18 protein-coding genes and 2 pseudogenes are annotated in these 15,382 nt (G+C 53.9%); 7 read left to right on the top strand and 13 right to left on the bottom strand.

The annotated features are described in order from the left end of the window. Positions 1 to 151: 151 nt before the first annotated feature. Entirely contained in the window at positions 152 to 274 is a 123-nt protein-coding gene (locus tag ACVX3G_RS09790) for a hypothetical protein (RefSeq protein WP_013524106.1), read from the bottom strand. Between the two features lie 231 nt (positions 275 to 505). Here ACVX3G_RS09790 and ACVX3G_RS09785 point away from each other — a divergent pair, with 231 nt between their 5' ends. Continuing rightward, the gene (locus ACVX3G_RS09785; RefSeq protein WP_011231644.1) at positions 506 to 970 is read left to right on the top strand and encodes an Hsp20/alpha crystallin family protein; all 465 of its coding nucleotides are present in this window, start codon (positions 506 to 508) and stop codon (positions 968 to 970) included. Between the two features lie 115 nt (positions 971 to 1,085). On the opposite strand, the gene ACVX3G_RS09780 is transcribed toward ACVX3G_RS09785, so the two are convergent. Continuing rightward, a complete protein-coding gene (locus tag ACVX3G_RS09780) occupies positions 1,086 to 1,247 on the bottom strand; it encodes a hypothetical protein (RefSeq protein WP_015375249.1) in 162 nt (53 codons plus the stop codon). Positions 1,248 to 1,330: 83 nt separating this feature from the next. Here ACVX3G_RS09780 and ACVX3G_RS09775 point away from each other — a divergent pair, with 83 nt between their 5' ends. Together ACVX3G_RS09775 and ACVX3G_RS09770 are read left to right on the top strand one after the other, a co-directional pair. Further along, on the top strand, positions 1,331 to 1,516 hold the full coding sequence (locus ACVX3G_RS09775; RefSeq protein WP_011231645.1) for a hypothetical protein: 186 nt from the start codon (positions 1,331 to 1,333) through the stop codon (positions 1,514 to 1,516). After that, on the top strand, positions 1,516 to 1,770 hold the full coding sequence (locus ACVX3G_RS09770; RefSeq protein ID WP_015375250.1) for a sigma-G-dependent sporulation-specific acid-soluble spore protein CsgA: 255 nt from the start codon (positions 1,516 to 1,518) through the stop codon (positions 1,768 to 1,770). The genes ACVX3G_RS09775 and ACVX3G_RS09770 overlap by 1 nt, the downstream gene beginning before the upstream one ends. 83 nt (positions 1,771 to 1,853) lie before the next feature. Here ACVX3G_RS09770 and ACVX3G_RS09765 read toward each other — a convergent pair whose 3' ends face one another. Continuing rightward, positions 1,854 to 2,198: a YppG family protein gene (locus ACVX3G_RS09765; RefSeq protein ID WP_013144931.1), complete on the bottom strand. Its 345-nt coding sequence runs from the start codon at positions 2,196 to 2,198 to the stop codon at positions 1,854 to 1,856. Between the two features lie 192 nt (positions 2,199 to 2,390). Here ACVX3G_RS09765 and ACVX3G_RS09760 point away from each other — a divergent pair, with 192 nt between their 5' ends. Both ACVX3G_RS09760 and ACVX3G_RS09755 read left to right on the top strand, forming a co-directional pair. Further along, positions 2,391 to 2,591, top strand: coding sequence for a YppF family protein (locus tag ACVX3G_RS09760; RefSeq protein WP_011231648.1), 201 nt, complete (start codon positions 2,391 to 2,393; stop codon positions 2,589 to 2,591). A gap of 120 nt (positions 2,592 to 2,711) precedes the next feature. Further along, positions 2,712 to 2,882, top strand: coding sequence for a hypothetical protein (locus ACVX3G_RS09755; RefSeq protein WP_013144930.1), 171 nt, complete (start codon positions 2,712 to 2,714; stop codon positions 2,880 to 2,882). An 81-nt stretch (positions 2,883 to 2,963) separates the two neighbouring features. Here ACVX3G_RS09755 and ACVX3G_RS09750 read toward each other — a convergent pair whose 3' ends face one another. Both ACVX3G_RS09750 and ACVX3G_RS09745 read right to left on the bottom strand, forming a co-directional pair. Next, positions 2,964 to 3,347, bottom strand: a complete 384-nt coding sequence (locus ACVX3G_RS09750; protein WP_015375251.1) for a YppE family protein — start codon at positions 3,345 to 3,347, stop codon at positions 2,964 to 2,966. A 116-nt stretch (positions 3,348 to 3,463) separates the two neighbouring features. Then, on the bottom strand, positions 3,464 to 3,706 hold the full coding sequence (locus ACVX3G_RS09745) for a hypothetical protein (protein WP_020278332.1): 243 nt from the start codon (positions 3,704 to 3,706) through the stop codon (positions 3,464 to 3,466). A gap of 224 nt (positions 3,707 to 3,930) precedes the next feature. Here ACVX3G_RS09745 and recU point away from each other — a divergent pair, with 224 nt between their 5' ends. Continuing rightward, entirely contained in the window at positions 3,931 to 4,533 is a 603-nt protein-coding gene (recU, locus tag ACVX3G_RS09740) for a Holliday junction resolvase RecU (RefSeq protein WP_011231652.1), read from the top strand. A gap of 33 nt (positions 4,534 to 4,566) precedes the next feature. Continuing rightward, positions 4,567 to 7,258 (top strand): annotated as a pseudogene (locus ACVX3G_RS09735) (PBP1A family penicillin-binding protein). 103 nt (positions 7,259 to 7,361) lie between these two features. On the opposite strand, the gene nth reads toward ACVX3G_RS09735, so the two are convergent. From nth to dinG, 8 genes and pseudogenes are all read right to left on the bottom strand, one after another. Continuing rightward, positions 7,362 to 8,033 carry an endonuclease III gene (gene nth, locus ACVX3G_RS09730; RefSeq protein ID WP_014196182.1) on the bottom strand — a complete coding sequence of 224 codons (672 nt, stop codon included), beginning with the start codon at positions 8,031 to 8,033 and terminating at the stop codon, positions 7,362 to 7,364. A 103-nt stretch (positions 8,034 to 8,136) separates the two neighbouring features. Next, on the bottom strand, positions 8,137 to 8,838 hold the full coding sequence (locus tag ACVX3G_RS09725; protein WP_020278329.1) for a DnaD domain-containing protein: 702 nt from the start codon (positions 8,836 to 8,838) through the stop codon (positions 8,137 to 8,139). A gap of 67 nt (positions 8,839 to 8,905) precedes the next feature. Next, positions 8,906 to 10,234 carry an asparagine--tRNA ligase gene (gene asnS / locus ACVX3G_RS09720; protein WP_020278328.1) on the bottom strand — a complete coding sequence of 443 codons (1,329 nt, stop codon included), beginning with the start codon at positions 10,232 to 10,234 and terminating at the stop codon, positions 8,906 to 8,908. A 28-nt stretch (positions 10,235 to 10,262) separates the two neighbouring features. Next, on the bottom strand, positions 10,263 to 10,403 hold the full coding sequence (locus ACVX3G_RS09715; protein WP_020278327.1) for a hypothetical protein: 141 nt from the start codon (positions 10,401 to 10,403) through the stop codon (positions 10,263 to 10,265). Between the two features lie 24 nt (positions 10,404 to 10,427). Then, positions 10,428 to 11,609, bottom strand: a complete 1,182-nt coding sequence (locus ACVX3G_RS09710) for a pyridoxal phosphate-dependent aminotransferase (protein ID WP_020278326.1) — start codon at positions 11,607 to 11,609, stop codon at positions 10,428 to 10,430. 21 nt (positions 11,610 to 11,630) lie between these two features. Then, a pseudogene (locus tag ACVX3G_RS09705) lies at positions 11,631 to 12,106 on the bottom strand (cell wall elongation regulator TseB-like domain-containing protein). Positions 12,107 to 12,111: 5 nt separating this feature from the next. Beyond that, positions 12,112 to 12,282, bottom strand: coding sequence for a YpmA family protein (locus ACVX3G_RS09700; protein WP_011231659.1), 171 nt, complete (start codon positions 12,280 to 12,282; stop codon positions 12,112 to 12,114). A gap of 336 nt (positions 12,283 to 12,618) precedes the next feature. Next, positions 12,619 to 15,348: an ATP-dependent DNA helicase DinG gene (gene dinG, locus ACVX3G_RS09695; RefSeq protein ID WP_020278322.1), complete on the bottom strand. Its 2,730-nt coding sequence runs from the start codon at positions 15,346 to 15,348 to the stop codon at positions 12,619 to 12,621. Positions 15,349 to 15,382: the final 34 nt, after the last annotated feature.

Raw genomic sequence — 15,382 nt, 5'->3', positions numbered from 1 at the left:
ATTGCGGCTGTTTGCTTTCATTTTATACATCTTTCACTATACACAACAAATCGTCCACCGCCAACGGACAGCCAGCAGTCAAAAAAGGAATGGGGCGCCTGTTCGAGACGCCCTCAAAAATGAATCGGCCAAAAGCGGCGCAGGCAGCTGTTTACGAGTGGCGGTCAACGATCCAATCGACAATGGCTTGAACGATTTCCAACGCTTGATAGGAAAGAAGCGACACGGCTGTTCCAGAAAAAAACAATGTCACCAACCAATGAACCCAATGCATCGCGCCATCCCTCCTCCCGCCGCCGGGCAACCGACAGCGTTATTGATGTGCATCTCATGGATGGTGGTGTCATTATATTCCATCTGGGTTAAAACAAGATGAAAACTCCCTAAAAAAGTACGGAGTAGCTTTTTTTTCGCTCCGTACATACATTGACAGTGAATCGCCTTGCCAATCGGCAGCGTCCCGACAGAGTCATTTCGCTGTTTTGAAAAAAGGGAGGGAAGCGCAATGAATGAATCGTTTCAACCACCAGCCAATGGGGGAGGCCATCACCCGTTCCATCATTTGCGGAAAATGATGAATCAATGGTTTGATGAACGGCCGCTGCAAAAACTGTTTGAAACGCTCGATGACTATTTCGCACAAACGTTTGCTGCCGCGTACATTCCGATCGAGGTGAAAGAGACGAAGCACGATTACCAAATCATTGTCCGGCTGCCTGACATCAAAAGGGAACAAATCAGCTTGCAATGGCAGGAAGATGGGCTGCAGCTGATCGTCGATCACAATGAAACCATTGAATCGGCAGATCATCACGGCCATGTATACGAACGCCGCCACGCACGGCGGCGCGTGGCGCGGCTGATTCCGTTTCCGTATCCGGTCGCTGAGCATGAGGTGAAAGCCTCGTTTCAAAATGGGACGCTCACCATCCAGCTGCCGCAAAAACGGAAATATATCGATATCGATTGAAGACGATCCAGCCTGTGTGTGCGTTCAAAAACCATTTTGGCAACGGCCAGCGCCGCGCTTGGGCGTGAAACAAGCCGTTCCCTGCATGGGGAGCGGCTTGTTTCTTGTCCATCTTCTATTGTTTATGGAGTGAATTTCCGGAACGTTCGCCCTCTTCCGGCGTTCCTTTTTTGATCACCCATTCATTGGCGATTTCCTCACGGTTGTTCGTGTATTTGTTTTTCCGCTTCCAGTTGTCGTTGCAGTCTGTCACCGCCGCCCCCTTATTGTTTGCCATTTGCTTGCCTTGCCGCGGTCAAAACGATGCATACATACTTTCTCGGCTGACAAGCTACGCTACTGATAGGAGGTGCAAAACGAATGGCGAAACTGCCCGATTTCAAACAATTGAACGACCGACTGATCAACGAGCCGTCGGATGAGCCGATGCTTGTCATCAAAACAAACCTCGACCCGGACCGCGTGACGGAAGAAAATCCGTACGTCCAAGGCCGCACAAACACAAGCAAAGAGTTTGTCTCTTTTTTTGAAGGGGGCGGACGATGATGGAACAAACACTCGCTTACTTGCGCGAAGTGCTGTCCAACTATTTGGATCACCACAGCGACACCCCAAAACGCATTTACAAAAAACTGATCAGCAAACCATACCGAGGCGAAGGGGAATTTGTCCGCGACTTAACGCAAGAAGAAAGCGCCTTTTTGGACCGCATTTTGCCCCATGAAATCCGCTATGCGATGGATGAGCGCGATTATGAGCGCGTGTATCAGCTCAATGAAGTGTATGAGTTGCTCATTTGACAACGTGACAACCGCTCCCCGTGCAAACGGCGGAGCGGTTTCCCTTTTTCAAGCGCGCTCGACCGTCGCGCCATGACGCGGTTTCATTTTTTAAACGTACCGAGCAATCCTTTCAACACGCCATTCACTTGATTGACCGTATTGATCATTTGCCCCACGGTACTCATCATTTTGTTGATATCGTACGTTCCGTCGCTGTTTTTAAACTGGGCGAGAAACGACGGGCGCGGCGGCGGCAAAAGCGGTCCTGGCTTTGGATACGGCATCGGATACGAGGGAGGCGCGGCATGGCCGGACGGAAGATGAGGCCAGTGAACCGGCGCCGATGGGAAGGATGAAACCCCATAGTGAAAATAAGGACTATAATGGCCGCCTGAGCCGTATGGTCCATAAACCGGCGGCGAAACTGGGCGCGGATAACGGTGCATGTCTCCTCTCCCCCATGTTTGATAATCGATTCCCCCTAGGCTAAGGAGGCGAGCTGCCACTAGTATATGTGCAAACGCCTGACGACGTGTGCGGACATGTCACCTCTTGTCGGAAGTTTTAATTTTCCGAAATCATTCTTTCTCCCTATTTTCATGGTACGATGTAAAAAAGGGGAAGGGGGAAAAGCATCAATGAACGTGACGGAGTTAAAGCATAAGTTTATGGCGGTCAAACATTGCGAACCGGCTGAGGCGAACGAACTGCTTGATTTTGCCCGCCGTCTGTATTTGCGCGGGGAAATTTCGCTCGCCGAGTACCGCGATCTCGTGCGTGAGCTCGAAAAAGCCGGCGCCTCTCAGCCGGATGAAGCAGGGGAATACGCTGGGCTGTAGGACGATGAGGGAGCTTTTCCCTTCTTTTTTTTTGCCCCTGTTCCTCAAGACGCATAAAAAACGATGTTTCTTCCCACCCTAAAGAGGCAAGAGGAATTGTCGTACAAGGGGGGATTGGCGATGGGTCGAGGCGTCCACTTTAACCATAAATTGAAAGGCCATGACCATGAAAAGCCGAAACATGGAAAACCAGCGCCGCCCAAGCATACGGAGCGGGTCGAATACGAGATCAACACCGTCGCTACTGCAGAAGGCGGCCCTGTCTCGATCACAACAGGCAAAGACACATAAAACAAAAAAGGAGGCTAATCCAAAACGCACTCGCGTTTTGGGTCAGCCCCTTTTTCCGTGCGGCCGCTTTCTCCTGCCCCGTCAAAACCTCTCCTTGCCTGCTTCGCTCGTGTCGTCAAGCCGTTCCTTGACAAGCGCCAGCGTATAAGCGACGGCCTGGCTGTATTGCTTGATGCGGCGCTCAGGAACGGATGGATAAAATGCCTCAACGCACAGCTTCGCCATATGGTCGGCGGCGGCCTCAATTTGCCGCTCATGGACATATTTCGGCCGCGCATGGCGGACCCAGCGGGAAGCGGCGTCCTTCCACCGTTCGGCAACGGCCTGCACCTCTTCGGCCATCGGTTTCACGTCGCCAAAAAAATCCGGCTCCTCGTTCTGCTCGCGGGCGCGCCGGGCGATCAAAAGCAACTGTTCGTTGTATTGTTGCAGGCGCTTCGTCAACGCCTTAAGCTCTTTTTCCATGGCGCCTCCTCCTTTATCCATGCCGGCAAATCCGGTTTGCCCTGTGCCCTATGGCCCGGAGAACGGATGCGTTTTGCCGCGATGCGCTTCTGTTTGATGATACCATACCGACCGGCTCACACCAAATACAGTTTCGACGAAAGCGGAAGTGCAGCACGCTGCTTCTCCTTCTCAAGCCGCTGTTCCACGCCGGCGATCTGCCCTTCAAGGCGCCCGAGCTGCGCTTGATTTTGCGCATAACGCTCTTCGATGACATCGGCGATCACTTTTTCCATTTTCGCATCGACCTGCTCGATGAGTGCAACTATTTCCTGCAGCTGCTTTTCGATCTCCTCTTTTTTCACGAGCCGTTTTTCCATTCCCTCTCCCCCATTTCTCGCATGATGATATTCCATTCGCGGCGGGAAGGACGACTCCTGCTGCGGCGACAAAAGTAGAACGAATTCGGCAAAGAAAGTGGCAAGCAGCCGCCATTCGACATTGACCTCCTTCGCTTGCCTTCAGTCGAAAGGAGGAAAAGAAAAAGAGCGCATATGACCGGAGCGTATGGTATAATAAAAACCATTCAAAGGAGATGAACGCGATGGCACTCAAATACCCGAGCGGAAAAGAGTATCGCGGAAACAAGCCGAACGCCGCGCGCCGGCCGGCGGCCGATTATGCCAATCGCGGCATGACGCTCGAAGACGACTTAAACGCGACGAATGAATATTACCGGGAACGCGGCATCGCGGTCATCCATAAAAAGCCGACCCCGGTGCAAATCGTGCGCGTCGACTATCCGAAACGGAGCGCCGCCGTCATTACCGAAGCCTACTTCCGGCAAGCGTCGACGACCGACTACAACGGTGTGTACCGCGGCAAGTACATCGACTTTGAGGCGAAAGAGACAAAAAACAAAACGGCGTTTCCGCTGAAAAATTTCCACGCTCATCAAATCCGCCATATGGAGCAAGTCGTCGCCCACGGCGGCATTTGTTTTGCGATTTTGCGTTTTTCTTTGCTCAATGAAACGTATTTGCTTGACGCCTCTCATTTGATCGCTTGGTGGAACAAACAGGAAGCCGGCGGACGAAAGTCGATTCCGAAACAAGAGATCGAACGGCATGGACATTCCATTCCGCTTGGCTACCAGCCGAGAATTGATTATATTAGTGTAGTAGACAACGTGTACTTCACCCGTTGAAGTGAAAACTTGTAAGAAAGGCAGGATTTGCTTATGTCTGGTGAATATCGTTCTCGCGTAGAACGAAAGCAGGCAGCGAAACAAACGAAACAGAAGAAAGCGAAAACGAAACGAGGAAGATCGTGGTTAAAAAACCATCGCCATTGCGATATTGCTGATGATGGTCCTTGGCGCCATCGGGGGTATTGCCACTTTCGCCTATTTCGTTAAGGACGCTCCTCCGCTGGATGAGGCCAAAATTAAAGATCCGCTTTCTTCCGTCTTGTACGATATGAATGGAAAACAAGTAGCGGAGCTTGGCGGCTACAAGCGAACGTACATTTCGTATAAAGACGTGCCGAAAGTGCTTGAAGATGCCGTCTTGGCAACAGAGGACGCCCGCTTTTATGAACACCACGGGATCGACATCGTCCGCTTGGCCGGCGCCGTCCTCGCCAACATCAAGGAAGGATTTGGTGCAGAAGGCGGCAGCACGATCACCCAGCAAGTCGTCAAAATGACGTTTCTCTCATCCAAAAAAACGCTGGAACGGAAAGCGCAAGAAGCTTGGCTGGCACTGCAGCTGGAACAAAAATATTCGAAGCATGAAATTTTGGAAATGTACTTGAACAAAATTTATTATTCAGACGGCATTTATGGCGTCGCTCGCGCCGCCGAATATTATTTTGGCAAGACGGACTTGAAAAAGCTCACTCTTCCGGAAGCAGCCTTGCTTGCCGGCATGCCGCAAAGTCCAAACCGGTATAATCCGTATGACCATCCAGAGGCGGCAAAAAAACGGCGCGATACGGTATTGTCGCTTATGGTGAAACATGGCTTTATCAGCCAGGAAGAAGCGGAAAAAGCGAAACAAGTCCCGATTCAATCGATGCTGACAAAACGGAAAAAATCGCAAAATGATGTACCATATGACGCCTTCATTGACGAAGTAATCAAAGAAGTGACCGACAAAGCGAACGTCAACGTCTTTGAAGATGGGCTGAAAATTTATACAACGCTCGATCAAAACGTTCAAACATACGTAGAAAAGCTATTAAACTCTGACAAATACTTTACCAATAAGAAGGATTTGCAATCCGGCATCGCCGTCGTCGACACCAAAACAGGCGCCATTCGCGCGTTAGGCGGCGGTCGCCATCGCGACAATATCGAATTCGGCTTCAACTACGCAATCCAACCGGTCGGCCAGCCCGGTTCAACGATCAAGCCGATTTTGGACTATGGCCCGGCGATTGAATATTTAAAATGGTCAACCGCGCACATTCTTGTTGACGAGCCGTATACGTATTCGGACGGCACGCCGATCCGCAACGCCGGCGGAAAATACGCTGGGCCGGTGACATTGCGCAAAGCTCTCACGTGGTCATACAACATTCCGGCTCTCAAAACCTATCAAGCCGTCGGCAAAGAGCGGGCGATGGAGTTCGCTAACCGACTCGGCATGGGCTTTGATGAAGTATATGAGCCTTACGCTATCGGCGGAGTATCCCGCTACGTATCGGTGCTGCAAATGGCTGGAGCGTACACTGCTTTTGGTAATAACGGCGTCTATACGAAGCCATATGCCGTGACAAAAATCGTCTTCCCGGACGGCACGGAAATGGATTTGCAACCCAAACCAAAACGAGTGATGCACGACTATACCGCCTACATGATCACGGACGTGCTGAAGTCTGTCATCCGCTCCGGAACAGGTCAATTGGCCAATGTTCCAGGACTTGAGCTCGCAGGCAAAACAGGGACGACGAACTATGGGAAAGATGGAGCAAAATTCGGCCTTGACCGGGACGATGTGCCGGACAGCTGGATTGTCGGCTATACGCCAAACTATACGGCGGCCATTTGGGTCGGCTTCAGCAAGCGAAGCAGCACGGCAAAGCTTGATAAATATGAGCAGAAAATCCCGAAATATTTGCTCAGAGACATCATGTCCCACATCGATGACGGTAGTGGGGAATTCAAACAGCCGGACAGCGTCGTCAAGCTGCCGATCAAAAAAGGCACAAACCCGCCGAAGCTCGCCGGCAAATACACGCCGGAAAGCGAAATTACGTATGAATTGTTCGTGCGCGGCACTGAGCCGACGGAGACGGCGAACGACGTGCCGGAAGAACTGCCGGCGGTGAAAGGGTTGACCGCTGTGTACGACCAAGCGGCGAACGCCATCTCGGTTTCGTGGTCATACGATGAGCAAACCGATGAGACGATCTTCGAGGTGCGCGTCAAAGATGGCCAAGGTCAAACGAATACGATCACCACAAAAGACCGTTCGATCACGATTTCCAATCCGACGCCAGGATGGACGTACACAATCGCCGTGTACGCAAAAGACGGCGAACGAATGAGCAAACCGGCCATAGCCAGCGTTCATGTCCCCGGCGGAGAAGATCAAACTCCCGTGCCACAACAACCGGGGGATGACAGCCAAGGCAGCGGCGGGCAAAACGGCGGCACCGATCAAGGCAACAGCGGGAATAACGGAAACGAAAACGGTCAGGGAAACAACAATGAACAAAACGGCGGCGCAAGCGGCGGACAAGAAAATGGCAACAGCGGCGGGGCCAACCAAAACAATGGCCAAACGGATGGAACAAACAACCAAGGAACGAACAACAGCGGCCAAACGAACGGAACGAACAGTGGAACGGGTGCAAACAGCGGAACGCCGCCTGTCTCCCCGCCGTTAAAAAACGGATCCGGAGCGGGTCTTGGCACCCGTCCATAACAGCTGCATTCCCAAAAAACGGATGGCTTTTGCGCCATCCGTTTTTTCATGACCGACCGGCATGCTGCTGGCCCTTCTTCACCAAGCCCTTTCGCGGTTCCGTTCACTTCTGATTTGCCGCTTTTTCCTCCCGTTTTCGCATCCGTTTTTTTCCTTCACGGCATAAATGAAGAAGAGGACATGACGGACATTGCGGAGACTGCGCCTTGCAATGGTAGCGGCCGAAAAAAATCATTCGGTGGTGGGTGATCGACCATTCTTCTTTTGGAATGATTTTCATCAGCGTCTTCTCGACTTCCAAAACCGAGTCGTCCCAGCGGCAAAAGCCAAGCCGTTTGCTGACGCGCTCGACGTGTGTATCAACAGCGATGGCCGGCACGCCGAACGCAACGGACACAACGACGTTCGCCGTCTTCCGCCCGACGCCCGGCAACTTCATCAACTCATCGCGGTCGCGCGGCACTTCGCCGTTGTACTTGTCAATCAACATCGCGCACAGCTTTTGAATGTTTCGCGCTTTGTTCCGATATAAGCCGATTGAGCGGATATCTTGCTCGAGCTCCTCAAGCGGCACCGCAATATAATCGTGCGGCGTCCGATATTTTTCAAACAGCCGTTTCGTCACCTTGTTGACGAGCGCATCGGTGCATTGCGCCGACAAAACAACCGCAATCAGCAGCTCAAACGGATTGCGGTGCAAAAGCTCGCAATGCGCATCTGGAAACATTTTGGCCATCTCATCCAAACAGTAGCGGATTTGTTGCTTTGTCAGCACCTCGTCTCCTCCTTATTGCCATATTGGCCCGAACAAAACGACGCCTTTTACCGGTTCGATTGGCCATTTTTGGACAAACAAAAACGAGAGACAGCGCCTCTCGTTACGAGTCGAGCCAATTGAAAAACGGGATCGTCTGTTTAAATTCTCCCGCCGTCTGTTTCGCCGAACGGGAGGACGGCTTGCGAAACTTTTTGCCGTAGTCGTGCGCCTGTTCAATCGTGCGAATGCCGTTCTTTTTCCATTCAAACAAGATGCGATCGATGTAGCGGAAATTCAACTTCCCCGACAGCACCGCTTCGCGCAGCGCCGCTTTAATGATGGCCGGCTCATGGCCGTCTTGATCGATCCACATCGCAAGCGTTTCACACTCGAACGGGGAGAGCGGGCGGCCAAACTCCTGCTCAAAAACGGTGTATAAGCTCTCCTCTTCCTCCTGCCGGCCGAGTTCCCCCTGTTGAGCCGCCTGGGTGTACAAATGATGCACGAGCTTCTCCCAAAGCGGTTCAAGCGTATATTTTTCGTTGCGAATGCCTTGTTCATCCGTATGCTCTTCAATCGCGATCATCCCTTTTTGCAAGAGCCGACGCACCATCTCCATGCATTCCGCTGCCGAGACCGTCATTCTTTCGGCCAGCTCGGCCGGCGTCGGAAACAAGACGCCTTCTTCGAAAAACGACTGCATATGCAAAAGCAAGACGAGCTCCCCCTCGCCCAACCCAAGCTGCTTGTAGTGGCCAAGCAACAGCTTCGGGACGGCGATGCTTCCTTGCGCCAGCCATTCGGCCACCTTTTTCTTTTCCATGCCGATGCACCTCAACTATAGTATAACATGACGGCGGCGAAAAAACCCCCTTTTTGCAGGGGGTTTTTTACGGATAAAGCCGGTTGAGCAGCCGCGGGAACGGAATCGTCTCGCGCACATGTTCGACGCCGCAAATCCAAGCGACAGTGCGCTCCAAGCCGAGCCCGAACCCTGAATGCGGCACAGAACCGTATTTGCGCAAATCCAAATACCATTCATACGCTTCAAGCGGCAAATGGTGCTCTTCAAGGCGGCGCTTGAGCAGCTCATAATCGTGAATCCGTTCCGAGCCGCCAATGATTTCCCCGTATCCTTCCGGCGCAATCAAATCGGCGCATAGCACAACGTCGGGGCGGTTCGGGTCCGGCTGCATATAAAACGGCTTCAAAGAGGTCGGATAGTGGGTGATGAACACCGGTTTGTCAAAACTTTCGGCGATGGCCGTCTCATGCGGCGCACCGAAGTCATCGCCCCACTCGATGTCGGTCAATCCTTTTTCATGAAGCAGCTTGATCGCCTCATCATACGTTAGGCGCGGAAACGGCGGTTTGACCAGCTCAAGCTTCGACACGTCGCGCCCGAGCCGCCCGAGTTCAAGCCGGCAGCGCTCGAGCACCGACTGCACAAGGTAGGAGACGTACTCTTCTTGCAACCGCAAATTGTCTTCAAACTCATAAAACGCCATTTCCGGCTCCACCATCCAAAACTCGATCAAATGGCGGCGTGTTTTCGATTTTTCGGCGCGGAACGTCGGGCCGAATGAGAACACTTTGCCGAGCGCCATCGCCGCCGCTTCCATGTAGAGCTGGCCGCTTTGCGACAAATAGGCATCCTCATCAAAATATTTCGTATGAAACAGTTCGGTCGTTCCTTCCGGTGCGCTGCCAGTCAAAATCGGGGCGTCGACTTTCACAAACCCGCGGTCGTTGAAAAACTCATACGTCGCCCGGATAATTTCGTTGCGAATTTTCATGATCGCGTGCTGGCGCCGCGACCGAAGCCAAAGGTGGCGATGGTCCATCAAAAATTCGACGCCATGCTCTTTCGGCGTAATCGGATAGTCAACTGCTTCTTGAATGACTTGCAAATCGGCAACCGACAGCTCGTAGCCAAATGGGGAGCGCTCGTCGATGCGCACCGTGCCCGTCACATAGAGCGACGTTTCTTGCGTCAATGTTTTTGCGCGTTGAAACACCTCTTCCGAGACGTTCGCCTTTTCGACGACGCCTTGAATAAAGCCAGTGCCGTCGCGCAGCTGCAAAAAGACGATTTTCCCGCTTGAGCGCTTGTTCGCGAGCCAAGCGCCGATCGTCACTTGTTGTCCTACGTATTGATTCACTTCCGCAATCGTCGTCGTTTTCACGCACTGATTCCCTCCAATAATCGACACGTCCATCATTCGCTATTATACCGTTCCGTCGGCGTCACGGCAACGACCAGCCAAAGCAGCGCAAAACGATGCTGCCCCCACCAATCGCCCTTCGGCGCAGCCGCCCGGAGCCAGCCGACAGACCGACGCGGAAAAAGCGGCTTTGCGCCAAACAAAGCCGCCCTTTTCTTTCCACTCTGACACCTTGGCGCAAAGCGCCTTAGGCCCGCGCCTCCATAAACCGGCGGATGCGTTCGATCGCTGTCTCGAGCGCCTCAAGCGAGGTCGCGTACGACAAGCGGACGTAATCTGGCGCCCCAAACCCAGAACCAGGCACAAGCGCGACTTTCGCTTCCTCCAACAAGACGGCGACGAACTCGTCGACCGTGCGGCATCCGGCCATATCCGCCGCCTTTCGGGCGTTCGGGAACAAATAAAACGCTCCTTGCGGTTTGATGCAGGTGAAGCCTGGAATTTGCACAAGCTTGTTATAAATGATGTCAAGCCGCTTTTCAAACGCTTGGCGCATTTGTTCGACCGGCTCCTGCGGCCCGCTGTAGGCGGCAATGGCCGCATATTGAGCGATCGATGTCGGATTCGATGTGCTATGGCTTGCTAAATCGGTCATCGCTTGAATGATGTCTTTCGGTCCAGCCGCGTAGCCGATGCGCCACCCTGTCATCGAGTGCGATTTCGATACGCCGTTGATGATGATCGTCTGCTCCTTCAGCTCCGGCGACAGTTCGGCGATCGACACATGTTTCGCCCCGCCGTAAATCAATTTTTCATAAATTTCGTCCGAAACGATCAACACGCCATGCGCCAAGCATACTTCCCCGAGCGCTTTCAGCTCCTCGGCCGTATAAATCATGCCGGTCGGATTGCTCGGGGAGTTGATAATCACCGCCTTCGTCTTCGGGGTAATCGCCTGTTTCAGCTGATCCGGCGTCATTTTAAAGTCGTTTTCTTCCAGCCCTTCAACGTAAACCGGAACGCCGCCAGCCAGCTTCACTTGTTCCGGGTAGCTCACCCAATACGGCGTCGGAATGATGACCTCATCGCCTTCATCAAGCAGCACTTGAAAGAGCGTATAAAGCGCATGCTTCGCCCCGACACAGACGATGATTTCCGCCGGCTCGTACGAAAGCCCTTGATCGCGGGCAAACTTTTTGATGATTTCCTCTTTCAGCGCCGGCAGCCCGCCTGATGGCGTATATTTCGTATGCCCTTCATTCATCGCCTTGATGGCCGCCGCGATAATGTGCTGGGGCGTGTTGAAATCCGGTTCGCCGGCCCCAAGGCCGATCACGTCGTATCCGGCCGCTTTCAGTTCCTTTGCTTTCGCCGTAATGGCCAATGTCGCCGATGGCGTCAGCGACGCCACCCGTTTTGCCAGTTTCATCGCTTCTTCCCCCTCACGTCCTCACTGTTGAAAACTGTACCTCTTCAGGAAGGCCCCATCCGCAAAGTGAAGGTAATAAAACGAATACCTTCCTTCCGCATCAATATATGTCAACTCCCAAAGAGGCACGCCTTTTTCCATGCCAAGCGTCGCGTCGATGATGCGCCGCGGTCGGCGGTCGCGTTGCAAAATGGCGCGCGCTTCCGCCTCGCTGATGCCGCTGTCCACGCCCTTGACGACGACATTCTCCTCTTTTTCAGGCACCCAAACGACGACCGCTTTCCCTTGTTTTGTTCTTCCGATGAATACGGTGCACGCTTCGTCGCCATAATATGTATAGACTTTCTTCACATCAGCAAGCCCGGCGGCTTCCTTCGCCCGCGCCAACGCATGTTCCACCATCAGCCGTTTGGGCGCCATCGCCTCGTCATAAATCGACCATGCCTGCCAAATGAGGAATCCAAAAAAAGCAGAGTGAACCAACCCCACTTTTTCATCGTGATCACGTCCGATAAATCGTAAAGATGGCCTGGCGCTTGTCGTTTTCATCCAAGGCAAGGCCAAACATCAAATTGTCGCGCTTTAGCGTTCGGTTCAAGCAGTCGACAATTTTGTACAAGTCGTCGGAGTGCTGAACTTTGACGGTAGCGAGCACTTCGATTTTGCTTTCCATTTTCGTCGTTTCCTCCTGTGCGGCGCAAATTTTGTTACTTATACACGCCGGCGGCTCCGGCAACAATACAAATACAGCGAAGGTGACATCAAAGGCGTGCTTCTTCGCACCTCTGCGGCCAAGCCGACAAATCCAAACGGCAAGGCGCAAACTGTCATCGCAGTTGTGCTTCTTCCCTATTATAGCAGGTTTGTCCGATCATTTCATAACAAATTTGCCCGCCTACACCGTCAACGCCAATTTGCTTCTTTGCCCCCGCTTCATGCGGGTTTTTTTGCCGCCTGACACCTTTAGATTGCGCCGTTTCGTCCATCTTTATGAAACATAAAGCGCGCTTTAAGAAAGCCAAGTTTCCGCCTTGTCGAGCAGCTCAGAAAGCGCGCCTTCATGCATCGAAAGCGGCGGCAAGGAAGCGAGAAAATCCGCGCCGTACGGGGAAGCCATCAGCCGCCGATCCAGCACAAATACGGCTCCTTTGTCGTCTTCAGTGCGAATGAGGCGCCCAAACCCTTGCTTAAAACGAAGCACCGCCTCAGGAAGCGCCAGCTCGGAAAACGGATCGCCGCCTTCTAGGCGAATGCGCTCGCTTTTTGCCTCCATCACGGGATCGTCCGGGGGCGCAAACGGCAAGCGGGCGATGACAAGCACATCGAGCGCTGAACCTGGCAGATCGACCCCTTCCCAAAAGCTGCTCGTCCCAAACAACACCGCATGCTCAAACTGCAAAAACGTCCGCAAGAGCTTTGCCGGACTGCCGCTTTGCACCCCTTGAGCGATCAAAACAAACGGCTCGCCTTCTTCCTCCGTCTTCAACGCATCAACCGTCAGTTTCAACAGTTCATACGAAGGGAACAACACAAGCACCCGCCGTCCGAGGCGTCGGGCGATCGCAAGCACCGAAGCGGCGACCGCTTCGGCGTAATCTTCAAGCGGCACGGCAGAAACGAGCGGCATGTCCGCCGGCACGAAGAGCGCGGCCTGCTCCTCGTAACGAAACGGCGACGGAAACGAGCGGCAAAGTGGATAAAAATCCTCAAGACCGAGACGCGCCGCCATATACGTGAACCGGCCGCGGACAGTGAGCGTCGCCGACGTCAAAACGACGCTCCGTTTTTTCATAAACAGTTGATCGGCGAAAAAGTCAGCAAGGTCAACCGGCTGCGAGTAAAGGCGGACAGCGTTCGCCGCCCCTTTTTCGTCCGCTTCGATCCACCGGACGACACCCGGCTCCTTTTCGGTCAGCAAACGCACGAGCGCAGCCATTTGCCGGTTGAGAGCCGCCAAATCAGCCGACAGCAAGGCGGATGGTGGGAAATCGCCACTCGTATCAGCGGATAGAAGCGGCTTCGCTTCAGCGGATAGCGCCGCCGCCAAATCGCGCAGGCGCCAGCATAACTCCACCGCCGCCTGCCACGCCCGGCTCTGTTCGTCCGTCGGCGAAAAGCGATAGCGGCAACGTCCAGCGCGAGCCGGCTTTTTGTCCAACGCATAGCGGCGCAACAGGCGGAACAGCTCGTCCCCTTCAAACTGCAGCTCCTCAAGGCGTTGCTGGCAACGGACAAGAGCCCCATTCGGTGCGTCCTGTTCTGCTTCTACCCATTTCGCGATCGTCTGCGCGATTTTGGCGGTCAGCAGGCGAAACGACACATAGCCAATCTGCTCGCCAAAACACCGGGCGGCGGCATCTTCAAGCCGATGCGCCTCATCGATGATCAGATGGCGAAACGGCGGCAAAAGCGGCGCCGGGCCGGTCAAATCATGAAGCAAAAGCGCATGGTTGGTAATGACCACATCCGCCCGTTCGGAGCGCTCTTTCGCCCGGGCGAAAAAATGATGCCGCCCGCCGTCTTCCTCTTCGCCGATGGCAAGCGCGGACAATAGGAGACGGGCGCCGGATGACACATTCAATTCGTCCAAGTCGCCGCTGTCGGTCTCAAGCAGCCAAACGAGCACCTGGCACTTCAAGAGAGCCGCATCGTACGTGTCAGACGGCTCCGACAAAAACGAAGCGAACTTGTCAAGGGATAAGTAATTTTGCTTCCCTTTCAAAACGGCAACGCGGAGCGGAAACGGCGCGATTTGCCGCAATACCGGCCAATCGCGGCGAATGAGCTGCTCCTGCAGCTGGAGGGTATGCGTGCTGATGACGACCCGCTCTTGCTGCTCACAGGCAAAAAAAGCAGCGGGAATCAAATAGGCGAGCGATTTGCCAAGTCCGGTCCCTGCTTCAATGAGCGCGTGCTGGGACGTCGACAGCGCCTCATAAACGAGCCGCATCATCTCCCACTGCCCCGCGCGCCGCTTGTAGCCGGGAAGCGGAAGGGGCGGCTCCTGTTCGCAAAAGGCAGCGAACGAAGCCAAAGCGGGGCGCCGATCGCTCTCATCTGGCTCCGGCGCCGGTTGTTTCAACGCAATGCCTCGGTATACGGCGACAGCGCGGTCGGCCGGCGCCTTGTTCCGCTTTTTGGCGATGACCGCATCAAGGAGCAAGTAAATATCGCTTTTCAAGTGGCGGGCAAGACCGCGCAGTTGCTCAAGCGTCATAAGCGGCAGACGGGAGAGCCGCTTGAGCAAGGCAATGAACAGCTTGGCGGTCACTTCCGCATCGCTGTCCGCTTGATGCGGACGATTGTGGTGGAGGCCGAGCTGCCTCGCCAAATCGCCGAGCTTATAGCTTTCGGCAGTCGGCAACACGATGCGGGCGAGCTCGACCGTATCGATCGTCGGACCGGAAAACGGCGGCCAGCCAGCCCGTTCAAGCTCGGCCTGCAAAAACGGCAAATCAAAGTCGACGTTATGGGCGACAAAGTAAGCACCGTGCATCAAGGCGGCGATCTCGCCCGCCTTGTCAGCAAACAGCGGCGCTCCTTCGACCATCTGTTCGTTGATGTTCGTCAGCTGCTGAATGAACAGCGGAATGGGCCGTTCCGGGTTAAAAAAGCTGGCAAACCGTTCGACAATCAGGCCATCTTCGACGACCGCCATGCCGAGCTGGATGATCCGATCGCCTTTTTTCGGCCCATTTCCGGTTGTCTCCAAGTCAATGATGACAAAGCGCGTTGCCATAAACGATCACCTCAAAACGAAAAGGGGCGGAAAG

It is taken from the genome of Geobacillus sp. PLS 41, from assembly GCF_056494105.1.
The sequence above is the reverse complement of the archived record's forward strand: the minus strand, read 5'-3'. Positions and strand labels throughout refer to the sequence as shown.